Annotated in this window: 25 protein-coding genes; 13 read left to right on the top strand and 12 right to left on the bottom strand. The window is 70.0% G+C overall.

Going from position 1 to position 26,048, the window contains the following annotated elements:
• Positions 1-84: 84 nt before the first annotated feature.
• The 5 genes from IG75_RS0109695 (at position 85) to IG75_RS0109675 (ending at position 5,971) form a co-directional block, all read left to right on the top strand.
• Positions 85-891 (top strand): enoyl-CoA hydratase/isomerase family protein, encoded by an 807-nt coding sequence (locus tag IG75_RS0109695; RefSeq protein ID WP_030520861.1) that lies wholly within the window; start codon positions 85-87, stop codon positions 889-891.
• A complete protein-coding gene (locus IG75_RS0109690; RefSeq protein WP_030520860.1) occupies positions 888-2,867 on the top strand; it encodes an acetate--CoA ligase family protein in 1,980 nt (659 codons plus the stop codon). Before IG75_RS0109695 ends, IG75_RS0109690 begins: the two co-directional genes overlap by 4 nt.
• Positions 2,864-4,093: an acyl-CoA dehydrogenase family protein gene (locus IG75_RS0109685; RefSeq protein WP_162183784.1), complete on the top strand. Its 1,230-nt coding sequence runs from the start codon at positions 2,864-2,866 to the stop codon at positions 4,091-4,093. Before IG75_RS0109690 ends, IG75_RS0109685 begins: the two co-directional genes overlap by 4 nt.
• Positions 4,090-5,139, top strand: a complete 1,050-nt coding sequence (locus IG75_RS37280) for an acyl-CoA dehydrogenase family protein (RefSeq protein ID WP_051714445.1) — start codon at positions 4,090-4,092, stop codon at positions 5,137-5,139. The genes IG75_RS0109685 and IG75_RS37280 overlap by 4 nt, the downstream gene beginning before the upstream one ends.
• A gap of 73 nt (positions 5,140-5,212) precedes the next feature.
• Positions 5,213-5,971, top strand: coding sequence for an IclR family transcriptional regulator (locus IG75_RS0109675; protein WP_162183783.1), 759 nt, complete (start codon positions 5,213-5,215; stop codon positions 5,969-5,971).
• Between the two features lie 76 nt (positions 5,972-6,047).
• On the opposite strand, the gene IG75_RS0109670 is transcribed toward IG75_RS0109675, so the two are convergent.
• The 7 genes from IG75_RS0109670 to IG75_RS0109645 form a co-directional block, all read right to left on the bottom strand.
• A complete protein-coding gene (locus tag IG75_RS0109670; protein ID WP_245713303.1) occupies positions 6,048-7,226 on the bottom strand; it encodes an acyl-CoA dehydrogenase family protein in 1,179 nt (392 codons plus the stop codon).
• Positions 7,223-8,500: an acyl-CoA dehydrogenase family protein gene (locus tag IG75_RS0109665; protein ID WP_051714444.1), complete on the bottom strand. Its 1,278-nt coding sequence runs from the start codon at positions 8,498-8,500 to the stop codon at positions 7,223-7,225. Before IG75_RS0109665 ends, IG75_RS0109670 begins: the two co-directional genes overlap by 4 nt.
• 52 nt (positions 8,501-8,552) lie before the next feature.
• The gene (locus tag IG75_RS0109660; protein ID WP_030520854.1) at positions 8,553-9,317 is read right to left on the bottom strand and encodes an SDR family NAD(P)-dependent oxidoreductase; all 765 of its coding nucleotides are present in this window, start codon (positions 9,315-9,317) and stop codon (positions 8,553-8,555) included.
• 37 nt (positions 9,318-9,354) lie between these two features.
• Entirely contained in the window at positions 9,355-10,542 is a 1,188-nt protein-coding gene (locus tag IG75_RS0109655) for a thiolase family protein (RefSeq protein WP_030520853.1), read from the bottom strand.
• Positions 10,539-10,673 carry a hypothetical protein gene (locus IG75_RS40590; RefSeq protein WP_281181626.1) on the bottom strand — a complete coding sequence of 45 codons (135 nt, stop codon included), beginning with the start codon at positions 10,671-10,673 and terminating at the stop codon, positions 10,539-10,541. The genes IG75_RS0109655 and IG75_RS40590 overlap by 4 nt, the downstream gene beginning before the upstream one ends.
• A 71-nt stretch (positions 10,674-10,744) precedes the next feature.
• The gene (locus tag IG75_RS0109650) at positions 10,745-11,617 is read right to left on the bottom strand and encodes an ABC transporter permease (protein WP_051714443.1); all 873 of its coding nucleotides are present in this window, start codon (positions 11,615-11,617) and stop codon (positions 10,745-10,747) included.
• Entirely contained in the window at positions 11,614-12,465 is an 852-nt protein-coding gene (locus IG75_RS0109645; RefSeq protein ID WP_210436796.1) for an ABC transporter ATP-binding protein, read from the bottom strand. The genes IG75_RS0109650 and IG75_RS0109645 overlap by 4 nt, the downstream gene beginning before the upstream one ends.
• A 220-nt stretch (positions 12,466-12,685) precedes the next feature.
• On the opposite strand from IG75_RS0109645, the gene IG75_RS0109640 reads away from it, so the two are divergent.
• From IG75_RS0109640 to IG75_RS36200, 3 genes are read left to right on the top strand one after another with little or no spacing between them, the layout of a single operon-like run.
• Complete coding sequence (locus IG75_RS0109640; protein WP_030520850.1) at positions 12,686-13,477, top strand: enoyl-CoA hydratase/isomerase family protein; 792 nt, start codon at positions 12,686-12,688, stop codon at positions 13,475-13,477.
• Positions 13,474-14,490, top strand: a complete 1,017-nt coding sequence (locus tag IG75_RS0109635) for an NAD(P)H-dependent flavin oxidoreductase (RefSeq protein ID WP_281181627.1) — start codon at positions 13,474-13,476, stop codon at positions 14,488-14,490. The genes IG75_RS0109640 and IG75_RS0109635 overlap by 4 nt, the downstream gene beginning before the upstream one ends.
• Positions 14,491-14,533: 43 nt before the next feature.
• A complete protein-coding gene (locus IG75_RS36200; RefSeq protein WP_036513247.1) occupies positions 14,534-15,475 on the top strand; it encodes an LLM class flavin-dependent oxidoreductase in 942 nt (313 codons plus the stop codon).
• A gap of 28 nt (positions 15,476-15,503) precedes the next feature.
• On the opposite strand, the gene IG75_RS0109625 is transcribed toward IG75_RS36200, so the two are convergent.
• Positions 15,504-16,136 (bottom strand): TetR/AcrR family transcriptional regulator, encoded by a 633-nt coding sequence (locus IG75_RS0109625; protein WP_030520848.1) that lies wholly within the window; start codon positions 16,134-16,136, stop codon positions 15,504-15,506.
• A gap of 200 nt (positions 16,137-16,336) precedes the next feature.
• On the opposite strand from IG75_RS0109625, the gene IG75_RS0109620 reads away from it, so the two are divergent.
• The 3 genes from IG75_RS0109620 to IG75_RS0109610 are packed head-to-tail and all read left to right on the top strand — an operon-like array spanning position 16,337 to position 19,869.
• Positions 16,337-17,140: an SDR family NAD(P)-dependent oxidoreductase gene (locus IG75_RS0109620; protein WP_030520847.1), complete on the top strand. Its 804-nt coding sequence runs from the start codon at positions 16,337-16,339 to the stop codon at positions 17,138-17,140.
• 60 nt (positions 17,141-17,200) lie between these two features.
• Positions 17,201-18,328: a DUF5938 domain-containing protein gene (locus IG75_RS0109615; protein ID WP_030520846.1), complete on the top strand. Its 1,128-nt coding sequence runs from the start codon at positions 17,201-17,203 to the stop codon at positions 18,326-18,328.
• 8 nt (positions 18,329-18,336) lie between these two features.
• Complete coding sequence (locus tag IG75_RS0109610; RefSeq protein ID WP_030520845.1) at positions 18,337-19,869, top strand: acyl-CoA synthetase; 1,533 nt, start codon at positions 18,337-18,339, stop codon at positions 19,867-19,869.
• Between the two features lie 51 nt (positions 19,870-19,920).
• Here the strand turns inward: IG75_RS0109610 and IG75_RS0109605 are convergent, their stop codons facing one another.
• Positions 19,921-21,081: a DUF1444 domain-containing protein gene (locus IG75_RS0109605; RefSeq protein ID WP_030520844.1), complete on the bottom strand. Its 1,161-nt coding sequence runs from the start codon at positions 21,079-21,081 to the stop codon at positions 19,921-19,923.
• A gap of 333 nt (positions 21,082-21,414) precedes the next feature.
• On the opposite strand from IG75_RS0109605, the gene IG75_RS0109600 reads away from it, so the two are divergent.
• The gene (locus IG75_RS0109600; RefSeq protein WP_030520843.1) at positions 21,415-21,606 is read left to right on the top strand and encodes a DUF3072 domain-containing protein; all 192 of its coding nucleotides are present in this window, start codon (positions 21,415-21,417) and stop codon (positions 21,604-21,606) included.
• A gap of 48 nt (positions 21,607-21,654) precedes the next feature.
• Here the strand turns inward: IG75_RS0109600 and IG75_RS0109595 are convergent, their stop codons facing one another.
• The 3 genes from IG75_RS0109595 to IG75_RS0109585 form a co-directional block, all read right to left on the bottom strand.
• Entirely contained in the window at positions 21,655-22,842 is a 1,188-nt protein-coding gene (locus IG75_RS0109595; protein ID WP_030520842.1) for a YbfB/YjiJ family MFS transporter, read from the bottom strand.
• 133 nt (positions 22,843-22,975) lie between these two features.
• Complete coding sequence (locus IG75_RS0109590) at positions 22,976-23,554, bottom strand: TetR/AcrR family transcriptional regulator (protein WP_030520841.1); 579 nt, start codon at positions 23,552-23,554, stop codon at positions 22,976-22,978.
• The gene (locus IG75_RS0109585) at positions 23,541-25,076 is read right to left on the bottom strand and encodes an MFS transporter (protein WP_030520840.1); all 1,536 of its coding nucleotides are present in this window, start codon (positions 25,074-25,076) and stop codon (positions 23,541-23,543) included. Before IG75_RS0109585 ends, IG75_RS0109590 begins: the two co-directional genes overlap by 14 nt.
• Before the next feature lie 137 nt (positions 25,077-25,213).
• On the opposite strand from IG75_RS0109585, the gene IG75_RS0109580 reads away from it, so the two are divergent.
• On the top strand, positions 25,214-25,948 hold the full coding sequence (locus IG75_RS0109580; RefSeq protein WP_030520839.1) for an MBL fold metallo-hydrolase: 735 nt from the start codon (positions 25,214-25,216) through the stop codon (positions 25,946-25,948).
• The last annotated feature ends 100 nt before the right edge of the window (positions 25,949-26,048 follow it).

The following is a 26,048-nucleotide window of genomic DNA, read 5'->3' as shown; positions in this document are numbered from 1 at the left end:
TGCTCCCGAAACTACGTCTTTGCCCGAACGGTCCGCGCGGGACGACAGTGGTCTGGCAAGCCCGATTACGTTCCCGGAGGACCTATGACCGAGCGTCACGTCACCGTCGAGACCAGGGGGCGGACCGGCATCGCCTACCTGGACCGTCCCGATCGCCGCAATTCCTATACGCCGCTGATGGCCAACCAGCTGCAACAGGCGCTGGTCGACTTCGACGCCGATCCCGGTATCGCCGCCGTCGTCGTCACCGGCCGCGGGGCGCATTTCGGCGTCGGCGCCGACCTGGGCCTGGACTGGCGCGATGTCGACGCGCACGCGGTGGAGTCGCTGTCCCGGCCGGACCAGGCCCCCTGGCGGCTGCGGACTCCTATCATCGCCGCGCTCAACGGTGACGCCATCGGGGTCAGCCTGACCTGGGCCATGCAGGCCGATATCCGCGTCGTGGCCGCGACCGCCCGGCTGGCCTTCTCGTTCAACCGCGTCGGCATCATCCCGGACCGGGGTTCGATGTGGCTGTTGCCGCGCCTGGCCGGATTCGGGGTGGCGATGGATCTCCTGCTGACCGGCCGGACCGTCGACGGCACCGAGTTCACCCGGCTGGGGCTGGCCACGCATTGCGTACCGGCCGGCGACGTCCTCGACCACGCACTCGCCCTCGCCGAAGAGATGGCGCAGCGGTGCGCGCCCGCGTCGCTGACCGTGACCAAGCAGTTGATGTACGAGTTCCTGGAGACCGAGGATCGGCTGCACGCCTACAACCACGAGCGCCGCGCCCTGAACTGGGTACGGACACTCGGCGAGACCCTGCGCGGTATCGCGGCGTTCAAGGAGAAGAGGGCCCCGCAGTGGCAGACCACCAAGCACACCACCCTGCCGGCGGATCTGCGATGAGCACCGCCGCCGGCGCGGTGCCGCCCGCCGCCGCGCCCGACGTACCCGACCTGACCCGGCTGCTGTCCCCCCGGTCGATCGCGGTCGTCGGCGCGACGTCGAAGCCGACCGGCCTCGGCAGCCGGACCCTGGCGCATCTCCGGGACGCGGGATTCTCCGGCGCCGTCGTGACCCCTTCCGCGGACGAACCGCTGCGGGAGGAGGTCGATGTGGCACTGATCAGTGTTCCGGCCGCCGCCGTACCCGCGGTGCTGGACTCCGTCGACGGCCTGGCCCGGTTCGCCGTGGTGTACAGCTCGGGATTCGAGGAGGTCGGTGCCACCGCGCCGCGTACGTCGCGCGGCACGATCCTCATAGGGCCCAATACCGTCGGGCTGTACTACGCGCCGGCGCGGGCGGTACTGACCTTTGCCCAGGCGTTCGACACCCTGGTGGACTGCCGGCACGGTAGCGGGGCGTTCCTGGTGTCACAGAGCGGCGCTTTCGGTGCCCGGGTGGTGAGCGCGGCGGCCCGGTACGGGTTCCATCTCGACGGGTTCGCCGGCACCGGGAACGAGGCACAACTCGATGCGTGCACCCTGGCCCGGGGTGTACTCGCGGCGGCGCGGCCCCGGGTGCTGATGCTCTATCTGGAGGGTCTGCGCGATACGTACGCGCTCGAGGCGCTGCTGGCGGACGCGCGCGACGCCGGTGTCCCAGTGGTCTGCCTGCTGGGCGGGCTCTCCGCCGCCGGTGCGACCGCGGCGGCTTCGCATACCGCGGCGGTGAGCGCCGACGCGGCGGTGACGAGCGAAGTGTTCCGCGCCTACGGCGCCGTCCTGGTGGGTTCGGACCGCGACCTCGTCGTCAGCGCGCTCGGCCTCGCCCTGCTCGGGCCGGTGCGCGGTCGACGGATCGGGATCGTCACCGGCTCCGGCGGGGCGGGGGTCGTCGCCTCGGACATACTCGGTGCGGCCGGGACGAGCGTGCCGGCGCTGAGTCCGGCCACCCGGCAGGAGCTGGCGCAGCACCTTCCCGCCATCGCGTCGACGGCCAACCCGGTCGACGTCACCGCCCAGACCATCGGCGACGACGAGACCCTGGGCCGGGTGTGCCACATCCTGCGCGCCTCGGGTGAGGTCGACGCCGTGCTCGTCGTGGGACGGGAGAACCAGGCCGCGGCGGTGGGCGCGGTGGCCGGTGCCGCGATCCCGACAGTGCTGGCCACCCTGGACCGGGAACCGCGCACGGTGCGCCCGCTCATCGAGAACGGTCACGTCGTCCTTCCGGACCTCGATACGGCCTGCCGGGCACTGTCGGCCGCGACCGGGCACGACACCGGGCCGTGGACACGTCCCCGGCTCCTTCGGCCCGCTCCCGCGCGCCCGGCCCTGCCGGACGAACCGCGCGCTTCCGACAGTTTGCGTCTCGTCGCGGAGGCGGGGGTGGAGGTCGCGCCGTGGCAACCGGCGCACACCCCGGAGGCGGCCGAACGGATCGGCACGGAGCTCGGCTGGCCCGTCGTGCTCAAATCCGATGTGGCGGCCGGAGTGCACAAGGCCCGCGCGGGCGGGGTGGCGCTCGATATCGATCGGCCGACGGTGCGGCGGACCGCGGAAGAACTGCTCGCCGGCAGCGGCACGGTCATCGTCGCGCGGCAACTGCGGTGTTCCCTGGAACTCTTCGTCGGTATCCGCCAGGATCCCCGGTGGGGTCCGGTGGTCTCCGCCGGACTGGGTGGCGCGCATATCGAACTGCTGAACCGCACCGTCGCCCTGCCCGTCTTCCTCGGCGAAGAGCACCTCGCCGAGCGGCTCGACGAGGTGCTCTTCGCCCGGGTGCCCGGTCGTTACGACGAGGTGGCGCCGGCGCTGGCCCGGGTCGCCACCCGGCTCGCCGGCCTTGCTGCGCGCACGGGTGCCGCCCTGGTCGAATGCAACCCGCTGGGCTGGCACGACGGCAGACCCGTGGCCCTGGACGCGCGGGTGGTCCGATGAGCGCCGTGGACGAGTTGCGCGCGGCCCTGACCCGGACGCTGCCCGGCGCATGGACGGCGGCCGTGGAGGCCGGCGACCGCGAGCGGCTCGCCGAAATCCTCGCCGCCACGGAGACCGCCGACATCGCCGAACTGGTGCGGCGGGTCGCGCGCGAGGGCTGGCTGGTGCCCGAATGGCCGCGGGAGTACGGCGGCCGGGCGCTCACCCCCGATGAGACAGTGGATATCCGGCGGGAATTGGCCCGCTGGCGGGTCGGCACCGTCGAAAGCGCCATCGGGACCGGCTGGGTGGGCCCGGCCATCCTGAAATACGCGAGCGCGGAGGTCGCGCAGGAACTGTTGCCGCCGATCGCGCGCAACGAAACACTGTGGTGTCAGCTGTTCTCGGAGCCGGACGCCGGATCGGACCTCGCGGCGGTCCGCACCCGGGCCCGGCGTGGCGACAACTCGTGGACGGTGACCGGGCGCAAGATCTGGACGAGTCGCGCCGACCGGGCCGAATGGGGCCTCGCGGTCGCCCGCACCGACGCGGAGGTGCCCAAACTCGCGGGCCTGACCTGTTTCCTGATCGATATGGCCGCGCCGGGTGTCACGATCCGGCCGATCCGGCAGATGACCGGTGACGCCGAGTTCTTCGAGGTCGAGCTCGACGAGGTGGTGGTATCGGACCGGTACCGGCTCGGCGTGGCCGGGCAGGGCTGGGAGATCGTGCGCGCCGTCCTGCAGTTGGAGCGGATGGCCGGGTCCGGGGCGGGCGCGGCGACCCCGGGGTCGATGGTCGGCCGCACCATCGAAGAACTCGTCACCGAATTTCTGCCGGACTCCTCGGCGGTCGAGGCGGACACCATCGCGCGGCTGTGGATGGAAGCGCGGGTGATCGCGTGCAACAACCGCCGGCACGCGCTGCACCGCGCGGCGGGACTGCCCCCGGTGGCCGGTGGCACCCCCTACAACAAGGTCATGCAGGCCGAGCACACCAAACGGTTGCAGCGCGCGTTCCTGGAGTTCGGCGGGCTCCCGCTGCTGGCGCACGTGCCCGGCGATCGCGGGGCCGCCCAGGACATCTGGGCGTTTCTGCGCGTCCAGCCGAAAACGGTGGCCGGCGGCACCTCCGAGATCCTGCGCGATCAGATCGCCGAGCGGGCATTGGGAATGCCCCGCGGCACCGACCCCGGCCGGACCGGGTCCTGGCGTTCCTTCATCGACTCCTCGGGAGCGGGCACATGAGACTACCGTCGGCCGAACAGTACGAGTTCGTCGCCAGTGTGGAGGCGATTCTGCGCACACACGATCCGCTGCGCGGCCTGCGGGCGGGGCCGGGATCGCGGGCGCCGCAAGAGGATCTGTGGCGTGATCTCGAAGCCGTCGGGGTGCTCGAACCGCTGGACGACGGCGATGTGCTCACCGCCTGCCTGATCGCCGAAGCGCTGGGGCGTTTCGCGGCGCCCGTTCCGTATCTGGCGCGCACGGTGGGCCGGGCGGCGATCTCGGCGCTGGGCGGTTCATCCGGCGACGAGGACGCGCCGACCTTCGGTTTCTTCAGTGCGCGGGGCACCTTCGCCGCATCACGGCTGTGCCTGCGGGACTCCCGGGTGGACGGCCGGCTGCCGTTCGTGCCCGACGCCGATATATCCCGCACGGTGGTGGCGATCACCGGCGCCGATCCGCGCGCGGTGGTGCTGCGCGTCGCGGACGCGACGCCCACGGCACTGGTGACCCTCGACGCCACCCAGCCGATGAGCGCATTGGAGTTCACCGGCGCCGCGGCGCGCGTGCTCCCGCTCGCGGGGGACGCCCTGACGGCCGCGCTGGCGCGGGTGCGGCACCTGGGTACCGCGATCCACTGCGCGGGGCTTGTCGGCGCGATGTCCTGGCTGCTCGATACGACCGTCGCCTACGCGGGGCAGCGGGTGCAGTTCGGTCAGCCGATCGCGTCGCGGCAGGCGGTCAAACACGCCTGCGCGGAGATGCTCGCCCGGGTCGAGTCCAGCCGGGCTCTGCTCTTGGAGTTGGCGGATGCGCCGGCGGGCGGTGAGCGGGATACCTCGGCCGAACTGCTCGTCTCCACGGCGAAGGGATTCATCTCGGAGGCCGCCGAAGAATGTGCCGCCCGGGCCTTCCAGTTGCACGGCGGTATCGGTTTCACCTGGGAATACGATCTGCACCACTATTTCAAACGCTGTATTGCCGGTGCGGCGTTGTTCGGGTCCGCGGCCCATCACCGGGGCGAGGTCGCCGAAGCACTGCGCACCCAGTTGGCTCCGCTCACCTGAATATTATTCAGTCTGGCGGAATCTTGCTACGATGCGGCGACGGAATCCGGCCGAGAGCAGTGGGGTGTGTGCGGTGGCAGAAGGATCGATCGCCAGGACGCTGCGCGTCCTCGAGGCGGTGTGCGCCAAGGGGCCGCAGTCCCTCAAGGCGCTCGGTGATCAGCTCGACCTGGCCCCGCCCACTCTGCTGCGCATCCTGCGCCTGATGGCCGAAGAGGGCTATGTCACCCAGCTGCCGGACCGCACGTGGCGGGGCACCATGCTGGTCTGGAGTCTCGGGTGCGCGGTCAACGCCTCGGTGGGCGTTTCGGCCCTGGCACGGGAACACACCGACATCCTGACGACGGAACTCGACGAAACCTCCGTGTACGCCGTCCACGAACAGGGCACCATCACCTACGCGGCGCACTCCGAGCCCACCAAGCCGGTCCGTGCGCACGTCCGGCTCGGCCGCCGCTACGGTCTGCTGTCCACGGTCACCGGCCACGCCGTACTGGCGTGGCTGACCGACGAGCAGGTCGCGACGGCGCTCGCGGAACAGCGGGCCACCGGCGAGGTCGCCGAGGAAGGGGATATCGTCGCGCAGCTGGCGGATATCCGGGCCCACGGCTACGCGAGCGGCGCCGGGATGCAGTGGCGGGACCTGTGGGCGGCGGCCGCACCGGTCTTCGATGCCTCGGGCCAGGTGGTGGGTGCGCTGGGTGTCTCGGTACCGGCGGGCCGGGCCGAGGCGCTGCAGGAGCGTGCCGTCGAAGCGGTTGTACGCGAGGCGGACGCGATGACCCGACGCCTGGGTGGCACCCGGACGCGCAGCGCCGCGCTGGAAGCTTGACGTAACGCCGCCGCGCTGAATGTCCGACGTAACGCCGCCGCGCGGGTATCCGGAAGAACCCGCGTGGCGGCGCGGATCAGCGGGGGGCCAGGTCCAGCGTTCGCGCCACGATGGCCTTCATCACCTCGGAGGTGCCGCCGTAGATGCGGGCCACCCGGGCGTCGGCGTACATCCGGCAGATGTCCTGCTCCCAGGTGTAGCCGTAGCCGCCGTGCAACTGCAGGCACGCGTCGACCACCCGGCCGTGCAGTTCGGTACAGAAGAGTTTGACCTGCGCCGCCTCGGCGGGTGTCAGGCGACCCGCCTCGTGCCGCCGCATCGCCCGATCCACCAGCGCCTGGCCGGCGCCGATCTGCGTGGCGAGCTCGGCCAGGACGAATTTCGTGTTCTGGAAACCGCCGAGCACGCTCCCGAAAACCCGGCGTTCGCGTACATAGGCGCAGGTCAGCTCCAGTGCCGCGACGGCTTGCGCTTGCGAGTTCACCGCGATCGACAGTCGCTCCTGGGCCAGATGGGCCGACAGGTACCCGAATGCCTGCCCGGGCTCGCCCAGGATGTTCTCCGCCGGCACGGTGATGTCGTCGAAGAACAGTTCGGTGGTGTCCTGGGCCCTGAGGCCCAGTTTCTCGAGCGGCGCGCCCCGGGTGAACCCGGGCATGGTGGCCTCGACGACGGCCAGCGTGAGCCCGTGCCGGCGGTCGGCCGCCTCCTCGGAACGGGCGACGACGAGGATCAGATCGGACTGGGCGCCGCCGGTGATGAAGGTTTTGGACCCGTTGAGCACCCAGTCACCGCGCCGCCGGCGCAGACTCGTCCCGATACCGGCGAGATCCGATCCGGCACCCGGTTCGGTCATCGCGATGGAGGTCATGAGATCACCGGCAGCCATCCCCGGTAGCCACCGTCGCCGCTGATCCGGGGTGGCGAGAGTGAGGAGGTAGGGCGTCACCACATCGGTATGGACGCGCAGCGACCCCATGGTCGCCCGCTGATAGGCGACCTGCTCGGTGACCACGCAGTTGAACAGGAACCCCTGCTGCCCGCCCCCGCCGAACTCCTCGGGGATCTGCAGGCCGACGAGACCGAGCCGGCCGGCGGCCCGGTAGATCTCCCGCGGCACCATCCCGGCCCGCTCGAATTCGGCGACCCGCGGGGTCACCTCCTGCCGGAGGAATCCCGCGACACTCCCGGCGAAATCGGTATGGTCGCCGCCGTAGACGTCCCGTTCGGCGTAGCCGGTGCCCATGGCGCTCATTTGTGCCGCTGGCTGCCGCTCACGCCCAGCACCTGGGCGCCGAGCACATTGCGCATCACCTCGGCGGTGCCGCCACCGATCGAGAGCCCGCGCCCGTCCCGGAAATACCGTTCGATCGGCCACCGGCGCGAATAGCCGCGGGCGCCGTGGATCTGGATCGCCTCGTTGGTCACCCGCTGCACCATCTCGCTGCTGTGCAGTTTGGCCATCAGCGTCGCGGTCTGGTCGGGGAAGCCGTCGGTTCCGGTCCGGGCGGCACGCCAGAGCAGCATGCGGGAGACGTGGACGTCCATCGCCATATCGGCGATCTTCCACTGCAATCCCTGGAAACTCGCCAGCGAACGCCCGAACTGCTGCCGGGCGTTCAGATGCCCGACGCTGGCGTCGAGGGCGGCCTGGCCGAGACCGGTGCACATCGCGGCATTACCGCAGCGTTCCGGATTGAACTGGTTGACCAGGACGCCCGCACCCTCTTTCGAATCGAGGTGCGGCCACAACAGGACGTTCTCCGGTTCGATACGCACATTCTCGAAACGCACCAGGCATTCGCCCACGCCGCGGATACCCATCTTGGGATCCACCACGAAATCGCTCATCCCGTCGGGCCGGCCCTGGACCACGACCGCGCCGATCCCGTACGGGCCGGCACTACCGGCCAGCCGGCAGAACACGATCGTGGTGTGCGCCTCCCGGCCACCGGTGATCCAGCATTTGGTACCGGTGAGCCGGAATCCGTCGCCGTCCGGGGTGAGGGTCGTCCGGAGATCGGTGCCCGCGCTGCCCGCCGCCGGTTCGCTCATCGCGATGGCGAAATGGTTCGTGCCGGTGGCCACCCCGGGTAGCAGCCGGCCCCGTAGCTCGTCGCTGCCGAGCACATTGATCGCCCGCCAGGGGCCGTTGAGGAACGGCTGTACCGCCATGGCGGTGGACAGGCAGGCCCGCGCCAGTTCCTCGACGACTATGCACCCTTCGAGCAGGCCCTCGCCCTGACCACCGAATTCCCGCGGCACGGTGAGGCCGATGAGTCCGGCTTCGCAGACGGCCTCGAAGGTCTCCCGGGGGAACTGCTCGGACTCGTCCCAGCGATGGGCGCGCGGACGCAGTTCCTCCACCGCGACCCGGCGGGCGGTCTCCCGGATCTCCCGCTGCCGCGGGGTCAGTTCCGCCCACATACCGTCCCAGGAGATCTCGGGGTCGAGCAGCGCCGGCTCCCATACATCCCGTGTCGGGTCGAACATCACATCGTCGGCGGCCTGCACGGCGTCGAGGGTCATTGTCACTGGCCTTTCGGAAAGCGGAGGTGAGAAGGTCGGCACGGGGGCCGCGTCAGCGCGGGGCCATTCGGATGGCGCCGTCCAGCCGGATGGTTTCGCCGTTGAGCATCGGATTGCCGATGATGTGCGCGGCGAGATCGGCGAATTCGACCGGGTCGCCCAGCCGCGCCGGATGCGGAACCGACGCGGCCAGCCGCTCGCGGACATCGTCCGGAACACGGGCGAGGATCGGGGTGTCGAAGAGGCCGGGCGCGATCGTGCACACGCGAATGTGATGGCGGGCCAGGTCACGCGCCGCGACGATGGTCATCCCCACCACGCCGGCTTTGGATGCCGCGTAGGGGAGTTGCCCGATCTGGCCCTCCCACGCCGCCACCGATGCCGTCAGGACGCACACCCCGCGTTCGCCGTCCTCGTCGTCGTGGCGGGCCATGGCGACGGCGGCGTGCCGCAGCACATTGAACGTACCGAACAGATTGGTGCGCACCACGGTTTCGAAGGTGTCCATCGAGCCGGGGCCGCCGTCGCGCTCGATCACCCGCACCGGCCCGCCGCGTCCGGCGCAGTGGACGAGGGCGCGGAGCGGCGCGCGCTCCTCGGCGGCGGATACGGCGGCCGCCACTTGCGCGTCGTCGGTGACATCGGCGGGATGGAACGAGGCGCCCACGCCCAGTTCCTCGGCCACCGCGGCGCCGGCGCTGGTGGGCAGGTCGACCAGCACCACCCGGGCGCCCGCGTCGAGGAGGCGGCGGGCGGTGGCGCGGCCGAGGCCGGAGGCCGCCCCGGTGACCAGGGCGGAGCTGTCGGAGATGTTCATAGGTGTCCTCTCGCCGGAGCGGCGGTGGTGATGGTGATCAGAGACGTTCGAGAAGCGTGGCGTTGGCGAGACCGCCCGCCTCGCACATCGTCTGGAGCCCGAGGGCGCCGCCGGTCTGCTCCAGGTGGTTCAGCAGGGTCACGAAGAGGCGGCAGCCCGAGGCGCCGAGCGGGTGACCGAGCGCGATGGCGCCCCCGCGCGGATTCAACCGCTCGGGATCGGCGTCGAAGGCCCGGGCCCAGGCCAGCGGAACGGTCGCGAAGGCCTCGTTGACCTCGTAGGCGTCCAGATCCGCGAGGGTGACGCCGGTGCGTTCGAACAGGCGGGTGGTGGCCGGAATCGGTGCGGTCAGCATCATTTCGGGGTCGTCGCCGCAGACCGTCGACCCGAGCACCCGGGCCCGGGCCCGCAGCCCCAGCTCCACGGCTTTCCGCTCGTCCATGAGCAGTACGGCGGCGGCGCCGTCGGTGAGCTGTGAGGAGTTCCCCGCGGTCACCGACCATTCGTGGTCCGGGAGCAGCCGGTCGTAGTCGGTACTGCGGAAGGCGGGCCGAAGCGCGGCGAGCCCTTCTGCAGTGGTGGCCGGCCGGATGGTCTCGTCCGCGGTCACCGTGCTGCCGTCGGGGAGGGTGAGCGGCACGATCTCGGTGCCGAACCCGCCGTCCACCGCGGCCCGGTGTGCCCGCCGATGCGACGCGGCGGCGAACTCGTCCTGATCTCGCCGGGACAGCGACCAGCGCTGAGCGATACGTTCGGCGGCGACACCCTGGGGGACGAGATCCGGGAACCGCGCTCGTACGGACGGGCCCCAGGGGTCCTGGTCGAGCCGGGCGATACCCATCGGTACCCGGCTCATCGATTCGACCCCGGCGGCGATGACGATCTCGTGCCGGCCCGAGGCGATCCCCTGGACGGCGAACTCGATCGCCTGCTGGCCCGACCCGCATTTGCGCTCGACCGTGGTCGCGGGCACATGGACGGGGTAGCCGGCGGCGAGCCAGGCCATCCGGCCCGGGGTCGCGGATTGTTCGCCCGCCTGGCTCACGCAGCCGACGATCACATCACCGACGCTGCCGGGGTCGAGGGCGGACCGGTCGACGAGATGGGTCAGCGTCTGCGCCAGCATGTCGACCGGATGCAGCCCGCTCAGGGCCCCGCCCGGTTTCCCGCGGCCCATCGGGGTCCGCACGCCGTCGACGACGACCACGGTCCGGAGTTCGGTCATCGGCGACCCTCCCGGGTACGACGCGGGTCGACGCCCCGGCCGGGCAGTCCGGCGACTTTCCCAGCGGCACGGTGGAGTTCGTCCGGCGCGTCGTCGGTGGCACTGCGGGGGCGGGTGTCTGTAGTGCTCATGGACTTGGTCCTTCGTGGTGAGGAGGCGGATGTGCGGAGCCGGCCGGATCGGTTCGAGCCGGTGGCGTTCCTCAGCGCTGCCCGCCGTATTCGTCGTCGGCCCAGCGGACCAGCCGCCCGCCGATCAGCCCGATCACGGCGCTGAACAGGACGCCCAGCAGTGAGATCGTGACGACCCCGACGTACATCCGGTCCGGGACGAACACCTGCCAGGCATGCCAGGTGTAGTAGCCCAGTCCGTTGTTGGCGTTGACGAATTCGACGGCGATGACGAGCAGCATCGAGATGCCCGAGGCGAGTTTGAGACTGGAGACGATCTGCGGCAGGCAGGTGGGAATGATCATCCAGCGGAACCGCTGGGCGCGGGAGAGCCCGTAGGACCTGGTCACCTCGTGGTAGGCCGTGGGAATCATCATGGCGGCCGAGAGCGTGGTGAAGGCGACGATATAGAAGGTGCCGAGCCCGATGAACACGAGTTTGGGCATCTCGCCGAGGCCGAAGACCAGCAGAAACAGTGGGAGCAGCGCCAGTTTGGGAATGACGTACAGACCGCGCACGATCGGTTCGAGCATCCAGCGCAGCACCCGGGATTGGCTCATGGCCAGGCCCACCACGATCCCGGCGAGTGTGCCGAGTACGTAGCCGGTCAGGAGCCGGCCCACGGTGACCCGCAGTTCACTCCACAGCATCCCGGAGGTGGCGTCGGCGAATGCCTTGTTCGCCACCGCGGTGGGGTGGCTGAAGAAGCGGGCGTCGATCCACCCGGCCCGGGCCGAGAGTTCCCAGGCGATCAGGACCCCGACCGGCAGGAGGAGTCCGAGCAGAATGCGCAGGACCAGGTCCCGTCGTGCCTGCTCGTTCGCCGAGCGGGTCCGGTTCTCCGGTACGCGCTCGATCCATCGGTCCTGCGTATCGGTGTCCGGTTGCGCCGTACGGTCGGTCATCGGGTTCCTCCTGTCGCGACGTGCACCTCACCGCGCAACCTGGACCACAGGTCCTCCTCCAGCCGGACGAACTCGGGGTCCTGGCGCAGTTCGGGCTTACGCGGGTGCCCGAAGGGAACGTCGATGAGCTGCTGGATCCGTCCGGGCCGGGCCGACATCAGGGCGATCCGGTCGGAGAGCAGGATCGCCTCGTCCAGGTTGTGCGTGACGAAGAAGACCGTGTACCGGTGTTCGCGGACGATCGAGATCAACTCCTCCTGCAGCACCTTGCGCAACTGCGCGTCCAGGGCAGCGAAGGGCTCGTCCATGAGCAGGATCTCCGGTTCCACCACGAAGGCCCGCGCGAGGGCCACCCGCTGCTTCATCCCGCCCGACAGGTTCCCGGGGAAGGCCTTCTCGAAGCCGCGGAGCCCGACCCGCTCCAGCCAGCCGTGTACGCGGTCCCGGGCCGTCCGGCGTTCGACGCCGGCCGCGTCCAGGCCGAGGCGCACATTGTCCTCGACGGTGCGCCAGGGAAAGATGCTGTACTCCTGGAACACCGGCGCGACCAGCGGTCTCGCCGGATTCTCCTGGTGTAGGCGGACGCGGCCCGCGCTCGGCTGCTGCAGCCCCGCGATCACCCGCAGCAGAGTCGATTTCCCACAACCCGACGGACCGACCACGGAGAGGAATTCGCCGCGCCGCACGGTCAGATCCACGTCCGCGAGCGCCACGACCTCGTCGCGGCCGCGGGGGCGGTAGCGGTAGTCGAGGCCTTCGATCCGGATCTTGTCGGCTGTCCGCGCCTGTTCGGGGTGGGTTCCCGGCCTTTCGGGCGGGCCGTCGGTGACGGTGTGCGTATCGGACACATTCGCTCCAAAATTCGACTCAGCGAAATCAACTTCTGCTGACGGCAATCATCGGGGCTGGGTGCGGATATGTCAAGGGTCACACCGGAGCCCTCCCGCCGCGGCAGTCCGGGTGTGGCCGCCGGATACCGGCCGCCGTCGGCGGGCATAGGGATCGCCGATAGGTCCCTTCGAAAACGAGTCTTTGCCCGATGGGGCGCGCGCGATTTGAATTCCGGGCATGACAGCCCCGCCGCCGGATGCCCCTGTACGACTCGCGGTCGAGAACGGGGTCGCGACCCTCACGCTCGACCGCCCCGCGACCAAGAACGCGCTGACGCCGGACCACTGGTCCGAACTCGGCGCGGCGGTGGCGGCGGTGGCCGCGTCCGAGGCGCGGGTCCTGGTGGTGACCGGTGCCGGCGGTGATTTCTGTGCCGGTGCCGATCTGGGCTCCGGTGCCGGCGGGGAGCGGCATCCGCTCGACCGCATGGATCGCATCACCGGCCCGCTCATCGCCCTGCACGAACTGCCCATACCGGTGCTGGCCGCGGTCGACGGGGTGGCGGTCGGAGCGGGCTGGAGTCTGGCGCTGTGCGCGGACTTCGTCGTCGCGACCCGCCGGTCCCGCTTCTCGCAGATCTTCGCGCGCCGCGGCCTGTCACTCGATACCGGAGCATCGTGGCTGCTCCCACGGCTCGTCGGCCTGCACACGGCGAAGCGGCTGGCCTATTTCGCGGAAATGCTCAGCGCGGGCGAAGCATACGAATTCGGCCTGGTGACCTGGCTGGTCGGCGACGGCGAAATGGACGACATGGTGGCCCGGTTGACCCGGGAACTCGCCGCGGCGCCGCCGGTGGCCCTGCGGCTGGACAAGGCGCTGCTCGACCACGCCCATCAGCGCACGTTCCGGGAGGCCGTCGCCGCCGAGAATGTCGCTCAGCTCGTCAATTTCGCGACCGACGCGCCCGCCGCCAAGGCCGCGTTCACCGCGGGTACGGCCGTAACCTTCAGCGGCAGGTGGCAGCTGTGAGCGAGCCGGATCGCCCGCGGCCCCCGCTGCCGACCCCGTTCACCGCGTTGTTCGGTATCGATCACCCGATCGTGCAGGGCGGTATGCAGTGGATCGGCCGGGCCGAACTCACCGCGGCGGTCGCCGAAGCCGGCGGACTGGGCTTCCTCACCGCGATGACACAACCGGATACCGACGCGCTGCGCCGCGAGATAGATCGGTGCCGGGAGATGACGAGCCGCCCGTTCGGCGTGAACATCACCATGCTGCCCGCGATCTCACCGCCGGACTATCCGGGCATCGCCCGCGCGATCGTCGCCGCCGGTATCGATATCGTGGAAACCGCGGGCAGCCTGCCCGCCGACGTACTCGACGTCCTGCTCGACGCCGGCGTCCGGGTGCTGCACAAATGCACGACGCTGCGCCACGCGCTCAGCGCCCGGGCGCGCGGGGTGCACGCCCTCAGCATCGACGGGTTCGAATGCGCCGGTCATCCCGGCGAAGAGGATGTACCCGGCCTCGTGCTGGTGCCGCGTGCCGCCGACCTGCTGGATATCCCGTTCGTCGCCTCGGGCGGATTCGCCGACGGCCGGGGCCTGGCCGCCGCGCTCGCCCTGGGTGCGCACGGGGTCAATATGGGGACCCGGTTCCTGTGCACCCGCGAGGCGCCCGCCCACGAGAGGGTCAAACAACGCATCGTCGCGGGTACCGAACGGGACACCGAACTCATCTTCCGGCCGCTGCGCAATACCGCCCGGGTAGCGCGGAACACGGTCAGCGCCGAGGTGGTGCGCCGGCTCGGCGAGCGGCCGCGGTTCGACGCGGTCCGTGAACTCGTCGCCGGAAGTCGCGGCCGCCGGGTTTTCGAAACCGGCGACCTCGAGGCCGGTATCTGGACGGTGGGCCTGTCCCAGGCGCTGATCCACGACATTCCGACGGTCGCCGATCTCATGGACAGGCTGGTCGCCGACGCGGCGTCGATCATCGGCCCCCGGTCGCCGGTGCGTCCGGCCGAGCCCGGCGCGGGCGAATAAAAGGTGCGCCGGACACTCACCTCGTCGAGCTGGAGGAGCGCTCATGCGGCTCTGCATCAATTGGCTTCCGCTGCGGCCGGAACTGACCCGCGCGGTCGCGCGTCGCGCGGAAGCGCTGGGAATCTGGGGACTCGGTATCGGTGATTCACCGAACTACGGCGAGTTGTACGCCGCCTGCGGTGACGCGCTGGCGGCCACCTCCACGCTCACAGTGTCGACCAGTGTCACCAACCCGGTGACCAGGCACTGGTCGGTCCACGCCGGTGCCGCGCGCACGTTCGACTCCGCCCATCCGGGACGATTCCGGCTCGGGATGGGGCGCGGTGATTCCGCTGTCCGCACGTTCGGGCTCGAACCCGCCGCCCTACGCGACTTCGAACAGGACCTGGTCGCCTTCCGGGCCGCCGTCCCCGCGGTACCTACGCTGGTCGCGGCGAGCGGTCCGGCGGCCGCGCGGATGGCGGGCCGGGTCGCCGACGGGGTCATCGCCGGGGTCGGGACCGATCCGCGCGCGCTCGGCGAGCTCGCCCGCGCGGCGGGGGCGGAACGGGCCGCCGATCGCGGGCGGATCGAGATCTGGGCCTCCGTGCGCCTCGCGGTCGGGCGCACCGGCGACGAGGTGGAGCGGCTCCGGCGTGCCTTCGTCCCGCGGGCGGTCAGCGCGTCGCATTTCGCGTTCGCGTCGACCTTCGCCGGTAAGAACGTGCCCGCGCAGTTCCAGGATGTCCTCACCGAGCGGTATCGGCACTACGACTACGCCGCCCACGGGAAAGCCGGGAACACCAGTAATGCCACGATGTTCGCCGACCGGCCGGATATCGAGACCTATCTGCTCGACAGGTTCGCGGTGATCGGTACACCGTCGGAATGCCGGGATCGCCTGGTGGGCCTGAGTCACTATGTCGACGGTGCCTATCTCTCGGTGCATTTCGAGGATGTCGCCGGCCAGCTCGACCGGATCGAGGACCTGCTCGCGCTGATGTAGCGGCACGCTCGGCGCCGATCCGGTCTCGCTACTGTGCCGCGCCTAGCAGTTCGAATACCGAATCCAGCTGATCGCGAACGGTTTCGGTGCCGTCGGTACGCCCGGCCAGCCGGTGCAGCAGCGCGCGCTGGAAGATCCCGTCGATGGTCGTGTACGCGACGGCGGGCGTGAAGGTGGGGACGCTGCCCCGGTGTTCGCAGTAGCGGGAGACGACCCGCCAGATCATGTCCTCGCGGCGGGCCTCGATCTCGAGTACGTCTGCGCGGAACGAATCGTCGAACAGGCTCTGGTTGCGCAGGTCGTACCAGAGCCGGTGGATGGCCGCGTCGGCCACCAGCGTGGCCGAGAAGGTGGCGATGAATTCGGCGCGCAGCTCGTCGGCGTCGCGCGCGGCGGCGATGACATCGTCGTAGCGGGTCACGCAGACCGCCTCGTACTGCCGGACGGCATGGACGAGCAGGTCGATCTTGTCGCGGAAATAGTAGTGCAGGACACCGTGGGAGTATTCGGAGTTCTGCGCGATCTCCCGCAGGCTCGTATGGGCGTAGCCACGCTCGGCGAGCGTGTGCAGGGTGGCCAGCGCCAGCTCGGTGCGCTTCGCCGCGAATTTGTCGCGAGCGCGTTCGTCTATGCGGGATCTGGGATCAGCGGCCTGTGTCACTCGTTTGCATTCTTCTCGGTTCGGATCTCACCTGCCCGGCTTCTCCTGAGTGTAAGCGTACGACGACTTCCGATCTTTGGACGACTGTCAAGATTTTTCTTGACGACTGTCAAGATATCGCCCTACTGTGTCATGCGACACACCACATCGGTTTTGTGGCTCAGATCACAGTGTCGGCTGCTTTCGAGAGAGGAACGGATATGACGAGTTACGACCTGGGCGGACGGGCTGCGCTGGTCACCGGAGGTGCGCGCGGCCTGGGTGCGGGGATGGCCCAAGCGCTGACCGAGGCCGGCGCGGCGGTGGCGATCGCCGATATCGACGCCGACGGCGGCCGCACGATGGTCGAAAAACTGCAAGCGCAGGGGAGCCGGGCCGAATTCGTCTCGCTGGATGTCACCGACGACGGTGCGTGGGAACGCGCGGTGACCACCACCGTCGGCGCGCTGGGCGGGCTGGACATCGTGGTCAACAACGCGGGCGTGGAGGTCACCAGCCTGCTGGCCGATCTGGATCCCGACCAGGCCCGCACCATGCTCGATGTCAATCTGCTCGGCACCGCGCTCGGGATCAAACACGCGTTCCGGGCCATGCGGCCGGGCGGGACCGCCGGGCGGGGCGGGGCCGTGGTGAACATCGCTTCGGTCGCCGCGACGATCGCGTTTCCCGGAATCAGCGTCTATTCCGCCACCAAATCGGGTATCGACCGGCTGACCAGGGTGGCCGCCGCGGAATCGGGGAAGCTCGGCTACGGCGTGCGCGTCAACTCGATCTATCCCGCCCTGACCCCCACCGCGATGGGGAACAAACTCGCGGTCGACTGCGCCGAGCTGGGATTGTTCCCCTCCCCGGAGGCGGCGGCTCAGGCGGTCGCCGAACTCACGCCGCTGGGCAGGCTGGGCCAGGTCGACGATATGGCCGACGCGGTCGTATTCCTCGCCTCCGACGCGGCGAAATTCATCACCGGTGCCGGACTGCCGGTCGACGGGGGAATGGGCATGTAGCGGCAGCCCCGTTCGGCCCACCGCCCACCTTCCATCCGATGACGAGGAGAGAACACCACCATGCCTACCGACAAACAGGTCGTCGTCTACGGCGCGTCCGGCTACACCGGCCGGCTGATCTGTGAATACCTGCGCGAGTACGGTATTCCCTTCCTGGCCGCGGGCCGCGACCACGCGCGGCTGAAAGCGGCGGTCGACGCGGTACCCGGTATCGACACCGTGGACCACGAGATCGCCGAGGTCGAGCACACGAGTACCGCCCTGGCCGACGCGTTCCGGGGCGCGCGGGTCGTGCTCAACACGGTCGGTCCGTTCGCCCGGTACGGACATCCGGTGGTCGAGGCGTGCCTCGAGATCGGCGCGCACTACACCGATACCAACGGTGAGCAGAACTGGATGATCGACGCCCAGGAGCGCTACGGCGCCGAGTTCGCCGCTCGCGGACTGTTGCTCACTCCGGGCCTGGCGCAGATGTACACGATCGGTGAGATCGCGGCCAATATCTGCTTGGAGAACCCCGGCCTGGACACCCTCGATATCGAGGTGTTCTGGAAGGGACACCCGACCGTCGCCTCCACCAATACGATTCTCACCAATGCCGCGTTCGCCGAGGCCTACTACCTCGAGCAGAACGAGTACGTGGAGTGGCCGGTGGACGAAGGGCTCTACCAGGTGGTAGTGCCCGGTCAGCACGAACTGGGCCTGGCGCTGCCGTGGGGCGGTACCTCGCATCCGGTGTGGTTCAAGAACGATCCGCGGGTCGCGAATGTGCGCGCCCTCGGCGGCGTCATGAACCGCCCGCTGATGCTCGGTGTACCCCAACTGGTGGCGGCGGCCCTGGCACAGATGGACGGTAAGTCGGAGGCGGAGAAGTACCGCATCATCGACGAACAGTCCGCCGCCATCCGTAGCGAGATGCCGCCGCGGGAGAATCCGCGGATCAACACCTCGCTCGACTCGGTGTACGCCTCCGGGCCGTTGGGCCGGGCACACTGCCTGATCCACGGCAACTGCAACTACAAGCAGACCGCGCTGCTCAACGCCCACGCCGCGGCCGCCCTGCTACAGCAGATCCCGCGGGTGACCGGGTTCGCCTCGAGCTGCCAGGCATTCGGGCATCGGGAACTGCTCGGCACGCTGCGCGCGTTCGGGCTCGTCCTCGATCCCATCGTCACGGTGCACCGCTGAGGCCGTCGATGCGACTCGCGGACTATCTCGACAAGGGGGCCTCGCTCGGCCGCGAGGCCCCCTGCCTCACCTCCGGCGGAACAACCCGCACCTACGGCGAGGTATATGACGATTCGGTGGCCGTCGCCGGCGCCCTGCAGCACACCGGGATCGCGGCCGGGGACCGGGTCGCGGTCCTGTCGGCCAACGATCCGCTCGCCCTGACCTGCGTCTTCGGTATATCGCGCGCCGGTGCGGTGTGGTGCCCGGTCAACCCGCGCAACGAGGCCGAGGAGAACCGTCGGCTCTTCGAGCTGTTCGGCTGCCGGCTGCTCTTCTTCCAGAAGAGCTTCGCCGGCCTGGTGGCCCGGATCCGCGATCACCTACCGCGGCTGGAGTGGCTGGTCTGCCTGGACGGCGACACCGAGGGCGCGATCGCGTTCGATACGTGGCTCGCCGCACACCGCGCCCAACCCGATATGCGCCGGCGCCCGGCGGACGGGCTGTGCATGCTCGCCGGAACCGGCGGGACCACCGGCCGGCCGAAGGGGGTGCGGCTGACCGAGCTCAATATGATGACCTCGACCGCGCTGGCGCTGATGAGCTATCCGTTCGGCGATCGCCCGCGCTACCTCGCTCTCGCGCCGCTCACTCATTCGGCGGGCGTGCTCACCTTCCCGATCCTCGGCCTCGGCGGTGAGATCGTCATCATGCCGGCGCCCGATATCGGGCAGTTCCTCGCCCTCGCCGCGCGACACCGGATCACGCACGCGTTCCTGCCACCGACGGTGATCTACGGCCTGCTCGATCACCCCGATCTCGATACCACCGATCTCTCGTCGCTGCGGTGCCTGTGGTACGGCGCCGCACCGATATCGCCGACCCGGCTCGAAGAGGCACTGGCGCGTATCGGCCCGGTCCTGGGACAGTTGTTCGGCCAGACCGAGGCACCGAATATGATCGCCACCCTCGCACCGGCCGATCATTTCCGGCCCGACGGCTCGGTCGCCACCGAGCGTCTCGCCTCGGCCGGCCGGCCCACGCCACTGACGACGGTCGCCATCGTGGACGAGCGGGGCACGCTGCTGCCGCCCGGCGAGCGCGGCGAGATCGTGGTGCGGGGTCCGCTGGTGATGGACGGTTACCACGAGAACCCCGCCGCGACAGCGGAAGTCAGCGCGTATGGCTGGCACCATACCGGCGATATCGGTTATCTGGACGAGGACAATTTCCTTTTCGTCGTCGACCGCGCCAAGGACATGATCATCACCGGTGGATTCAATGTCTACTCCGCCGAGGTCGAGCAGGCCGTCCTCGCGCACGCCGCGGTGGCCGAGAGCGCGGTGGTGGGCCTGCCCGACGAGAAATGGGGTGAACGGGTCACCGCGGTGGTGCGCCTACGGCCGGGGCACACGGTGACCACCGACGAACTGATCTCGTTCGTCAAGCAGCGCATCGGCAGCGTCAAAGCGCCCAAGCAGGTGGAGATCTGGCCGGATCTACCGCGCTCGAAAGTCGGCAAGGTATTGAAGAACGTGATCCGTTCCGAACTCCGGGAATGAGTGAGCGGTCGCCGGACCGATCCCGCGGCCACCGCCGTCGTTTCGCCGCGGTCAGAACGCGACCGCGGCCTCCGTGAGACGCTCGAACACCGCGGGATCGGGCCATCCGCCGGTGCGGAAGCGCGGCGGGTGAATACCGGGCATCGGGGTGATTCCGGTGAGATCGACGGCGGTGTCGAACGGCACCATGATGGTCCGTTCGTCGTCGGTGGCGAACGCGAGCAAATCGGCCACCGGCAGGGCGGCGTCGACACCCTCCCCCCAGACCGTGACGGTATGGATACCGTCCTCGCGTTCGGCCACCATCAGGCTGCTCACGTAGATCGCCTCCAGGTCGTCGCGATAGCGCTCCTCGAGCCATTGCTGCTGGGCGTGGTATTCCGCCCCGGCCAGCACCGCGCGGGCCCGGGCGACTTCGGCGTCGTTCGCGGTGGTCACCCGGTCCAGGGGAATCACCAGGCCGGACTCGTCGAGGGTGTACCCCTGGGGCGAGAGCGGCCGTGCCGCCTCCCGGTACTCCTGTTCGACCGCTTCGAAGGCCTCGGACAGCAACTCCGGATCGCCGGGAACGAGCAGCAGGCTCTGCTGATCCGGGATGAACGCGACCGGCGGATACTCGAAGTTCGTCGTCGAGACGAGCAGCCAATCCGGCACGAGGATCCACGACGACAGGTAGTCGGCTTCGTCGACCGCTATCTTCACGATGCCGTCGCCGGGTAGTTCCGCCACCGGCACCATCGCGGCCAGGTTCTCCCGGGCCACCGTCAACGCTTCGTCCGCCGACACTCCCCATTCGGCGAGCTTCGTCTCGTCGGGGAAGCCGATGACATCCGGGTAGTCGATGGCCAGCAACTCGTCCACGAACGGGAAGAGCGGGCGCCGTATCCGCGAACCCTCGTCCTCCAGTGCGTAGGTCGACGGCCGCAGGACCGGCCGCAACAGCGGGCGTACCTCTTCCCAGCTCTCGGGTGGGGCCGCGGGCGTCACGAGCGCGGGCACGATGCGGGCCAGCCACTCCCGCGTTTCCTCCGGCGATCGGTCGCGCGTCTCCGTGAAGAGGTTCGCGAGATGCAGGACAGCGTCGCCGCCGTCGTATCGGACGGCGAATTCGTCGGTGTCGTAGGAGACATCGGTGATACCTGCCGCGCGCATATGCCCGAACACCTGCAAGGCGAATTCGCGCCGTGCCCGGTCGTCGTCGGTATTCGTCATCTGGAAGAGCAACCTCACATTCGGCGGTTCGGGCAACGACAGGAAGCGCGGACACTACCGGAACGACCGCCGTGGTGACCGGCGATGTTCCCAGCGCCGGTGCCCCGGTCGCGAATGCTCGGTGCCGGGCAGTCGACGGTGCGTGCCGCGATCCGGCCGGACCACACCGGACCGGTGTGCGCGGCTCCGGACGAGCGGGTGCATCGTCGTGGCCGGGCCGGCCGTGGCCGCCGCCGTCCGATCGCGGACGGGCCGCTGTGGAGGGCTGGTTGAAGGCGGTGGATCCGGGTACGCGGGTTTCGAACACTCGTTCTGCCGTGGAGAGGAGCGGTAATGCTGCAGCAGCAGCCGGAAAAGGACCGCGACCAGTGGACCACCGGTGACGAACCGATGACCGGCCCGCAGGAGTCCTATCTGCACACCCTGGCGCAGGAGGCCGGGCAGCAGGTGCCGGAGGGGCTGACCAAGGCGCAGGCGTCACAGCTGATCGACGAACTCCAGCAGCGCACCGGCCGCGGGCTCTGATCGCGAGACGACAACTCGTGCCCGCAGTACCGCCGACCGGCGGGCATCCTATCGGGCAGCGCGTCGGGCCCGGGCGGCGGCGAACGCCAGTATCGCCGATATCGCGATGACCACCGCCGCGACGGTGAACGCGGTGGCGAAGGAGCGGCCGACGACCGGGACCACGAGCAGCGGACCCAGCACCTGCCCGATCGCGTAGACCGCGGTCAGCGTGGCCGCGGCGCGCGGGATGTGCAGCCGGCGGGCGTAGTCGAGGGTGAGTACCACCACGCCCATGAATGTGGCCCCGAACGCGACCGCGGCGACCGCCGCGGCGGCCACGCTGTCCGACGCCGCCGCGACCGCGGCGCCCGCGGCCTGCACCGCGAGAGCCGTGACCAGCGCGGGCCCGGACCCGATCCGGCGCGCGATGCGGTGCCAGGCCAGGGTGGCGGGCGCCGCGGCCAATCCGACGAGCGTCCACACCGATGCGCCCGCCGACGAACTCCCGGTTCCGGCCACCGCGGCCACCAGGAAGGTGCCGATGATGATGTAGCCGACTCCTTCGGCGAAGTACGACCCCAGGAGCAGCCGCCACGCCCGCCGCGCCTGCCCGGTACCGGTACGCCCCGTGTCCATCACGGTATCGCCCGCGCTGTCGGCCGGCCCGGATTCGGAGCGGATATCCAGTAACCAGGCCGGAGCGAGCAGCAGCGCGGTGAGCACCGCCGACCCGAGCCACAGACCCTGCCACGACAGATGCGGTGCCGCGAGCAGGGTGTAGACACCGGAGATCGCGATCCCGAGACCGACCCCCGCGAACGCCACGCCCGGCGAGGCACCCTCCTGGCGGTGGTGTGCCACCGTGGCCGCACAGGCGATGAAGAGGGCCGCGCTGGCCGCCCCGGCCAGGAACCGGAGCCCGGTCGCCACGGCCACCTGCGCGGTCGCCGCCATCCCGGCCTCACTGGCGACGAGCACCACCGACCACGCCAGGAACGTCGAGCGCAGGCTCAGTTGCGGTCGCCGGGTCAGCAACACCGCGCCGAACAGGTAGCCGGCATAGTTGCCGGTCGCGATCACCGCGCCGTCGCCGGCGCTGATCCCCGCCGAAGCGGTCATGATGGGCAGCAACGGCGTGAACACGAAGCGCCCCACACCCATCGCGGCGGCGAGCCCGGCCGCCGCGGCGATCCCGACCGCCCGTCCGCGCAGTGCCGGCCCGCCGCTGCGCTCAGCGGCCCGCAGATCAGTCATACCCGGGTACGTTACGACCGCTGTGCCGCGCTCGGACGGCCGAGGGCCGGGGTGCCCCTACCGCTGCGCTGGTATCGGCTCGCCCCCCGATCGTCCCGATGAACCCTTCGCGGGTGCTACGCGCGCGGCGGGTTCACTCGTTGTCCGGTGCCGCGGTCTCGGTCATGGCGAGCAGTTCGGTGCGTGCCGATTCGAGGCGGTCGGCGGTGAGATAGGGACTGTTGACCGCGGTGGCCAGCCCCTCGGCCGCGAAGCGGATCACCGCCGTCGTGCCGGGTGCGAGACCGTCGGCGGCGAACGCCTCGTCCAGCCGCCGCGCGTCGTCGGCAAAGAGTCCCTCGAGGCCGGAGACCGTACCCAGAGTCACGACCAGGCCGGTCGGGCTGAACGCCCGCGCGACCGATTCGCTACCGCTGGTCAGTGCGCGGACGTAGCCGCGAGTGAACTTCCCGGGCCGGTTCTCGGACAGGTCGATGCACTCGTGTATCTCGGCCCACACTTTCGCGATCAGATGTGCGGTGACCCCGGCCAGCAATGCGTCCCGGTTCGGGAAGTGGTGCATGAGGCCGCCTTTCGTGACGCCGGCGGCCGCGGCGATATCACTCAGGCTCACCCGGCCGCCGCGTTCGGCGAACATTCGTTCCGCGGCCTCCAGCACGGCCAGCCGGGTGCGTTCCTTGTCTCGGGTGAGGCCCTGGTCAGACCGGCTCATGCTGCACCTGCTCCTTGTCCGCGGTGGGCCGGTGCGACGGGATGACGCGCCAGGCCAGCACGCCCGCGACCACGAGCAGGGCCGCCGCGAGATACGACGTGGACTGCAGCGCGGTGGTGAAGGCGTGTGCCGCACGGGTGAAGATATCGGAATCACCCGCGACCCCCGCCGCGCCCGCGAGCGAGTCCCGGGCCGCGGCGGCCGCACCCGGGTCGGTGCCGGGTCCGAGTTCCAGGTTCGCGCGGTACCGCGCCAGCTGGATCGAACCCAGTACCGCGATACCCAGTGCGCCGCCCATTTCGTAAGCGGTCTCGGCGATGGACGAGGCGGCGCCCGCCCGTTCCTTCGGCACCGCGGTGACCACCGCGTCCGTGGACAGCGTCATGGCCACGCCGACACCGAGACCCAGGACCGCCAGCGCGATACCGAGACCCCAGAAACCGGACGAGGTGGCCGCCCAGCCGATCCCGGCCAGACCGATGGCGGCCACCAGCAACGCGCCGCCGATCGTCCGCCCGGCTCCGAACCGGGCCACCAGTACGCCGACCACGGCGATCACGGCCAGGGAAGCCAGCGTCGTCGGCAGTTCGGCCAGCCCGGCCTGCAGCGGGCCGTACCCGCGGACGAGTTGCAGGTACTGGGAGAAGAAGAACAGCAGCCCGAGAAACGCGAAGATCGACAGTGCGGTGGAGAGCGCAGCACCGCTGAACGCGGGCATCCGGAACAGTGAGATATCCACCAGCGGAAGGGTCAGCCGCGACTGTCTGCGCAGGAAGAGCAGGCCACCGGCCACCCCGATCAGCGCCGCCACCGCAACCGTCGGATCGAGCCCGGTTCCGGCCCAGTGTTTCACCGCGTAGACCAGCGGCACGATGGCGACGATGGACAGCACCGAGGACAGCCAGTCCACCGCATGCGCGCCGGCGCCGCGGGATTCCGGTAACAGGAGCGCGCCCGCCACCAGGACGATGGCCATGACCGGCACATTGATGAGGAACACCGAACCCCACCAGAAATGCTCGAGCAGCAGACCGCCGACCAGCGGTCCGGCCGCCGCGCCGGCGGTGGCGCCGGCCGACCATACGGCGATCGCCGTCGTCCGCTGCCGCGGATCGGTGAACACGGCACGCACGATGGACAGAGTCGATGGCATCAGCGTCGCCCCGGCCACCCCGAGCAGCGCCCGCGCGGCAATGAGGGTTTCGGCGTTCGGCGCCAGTGCGGCGAGGACGGACGCGGCGCCGAACGCGCCCGCGCCGATCAGCAGGAGACGTTTGCGCCCGATCCGGTCGGCGAGATTGCCCATGGTGATGAGCAGCCCGGCCAGCACGAATCCGTAGATATCGCCGATCCACAGGAGTTGTGTCGCGCTCGGCCGGATATCGGCGGTCAGCGCCGGTACCGCGAGATAGAGCACGGTTCCGTCGATGGCGAGCAACAGCACCACGCTGACCAGCGCGGCCAGCGCCGCCCATTCCCGGCGGCCCGCCCGGCCGGGCGCGGTTTCCACTGCTTCGCTCATTCCTCCCACATTAACAGTCCATTTGGAATGTTATAAAGACTGGATGGTCTTTCCGCTCGAGTGCTCGCTCACACCCGGGGTCGGGCCGCGCTGCTCGTCGCGTTCTCCGCGGCGGGGCCGGCCGCTAGCGTTTCGGTATGACGGTGACGTGGGAAGAGTTGGGGTGGGAGCGGCTCGCCGAGGGAGTGGGCCGCTGCCGGTTGCCGGTATGGGACTGCACGGCCGGATTGATCGTGGGGGAGGACTTCGCGTTCGTGGTCGATACCGGGTCGAGTCTCGAGGAGGGCGCCCGGGTGCGGGACCGGGTGCAGCGGTTGGCGGGCCGGGCCGTCACCGGTATCGCGTTGACCCATCATCACTTCGACCATGTCTTCGGCGCGGCGGCGTTCGGCCCCGCACCGATCTTCGCCGCAGCCGGCGCGCAGGCGCTGTACCGGGAAGGGCGGGCGGAGTTGTATGCCGACGCCGTGCACAACGGGCTCGACCCGGCGGCGGCCCGGGCGGCCGCCGACGCGCTCGTCCGGCCCGGCGAGTACGTCAGGGACGTGACCGCGCTGAGGCGCGGCGTCGGTCGCGATATTCTGCTGATCCGAATCGGCCCCGGGCATACCGGGCACGATCTCGCGGTCGTGGTGCCCGGCGATCCCACCGTGGTGTTCTGCGGTGACCTCGTCGAAGAGTCGGGCGAGCCGCAGGCCGGTCCCGACGCCTTCGGGACGCAGTGGCCCGCCGCGCTCGACCGGTTGCTCGAGCTGGGTGGCGCGGACGCGGTGTACGTGCCCGGACACGGAGCGGTGGTGGACGCGGAATTCCTCCGGCGGCAGCGGGACGACCTGGCGGCCCGTTTCGGAGTGGACGAGCCCACCGTGTAGCAGGCACCGGGTGATTCCGGCACCCACCGTGTGCCGGGGCGTTTTGCGGGTATGTGCGACATAGGAACTCGGCGAACCCGCTCGGGTGTCGTCGATTCCG

The sequence above is a fragment of the Nocardia rhamnosiphila NBRC 108938 genome (genome assembly GCF_000720425.1).
Taxonomy (GTDB): domain Bacteria; phylum Actinomycetota; class Actinomycetes; order Mycobacteriales; family Mycobacteriaceae; genus Nocardia; species Nocardia rhamnosiphila.
The sequence above is the reverse complement of the archived record's forward strand: the minus strand, read 5'-3'. Positions and strand labels throughout refer to the sequence as shown.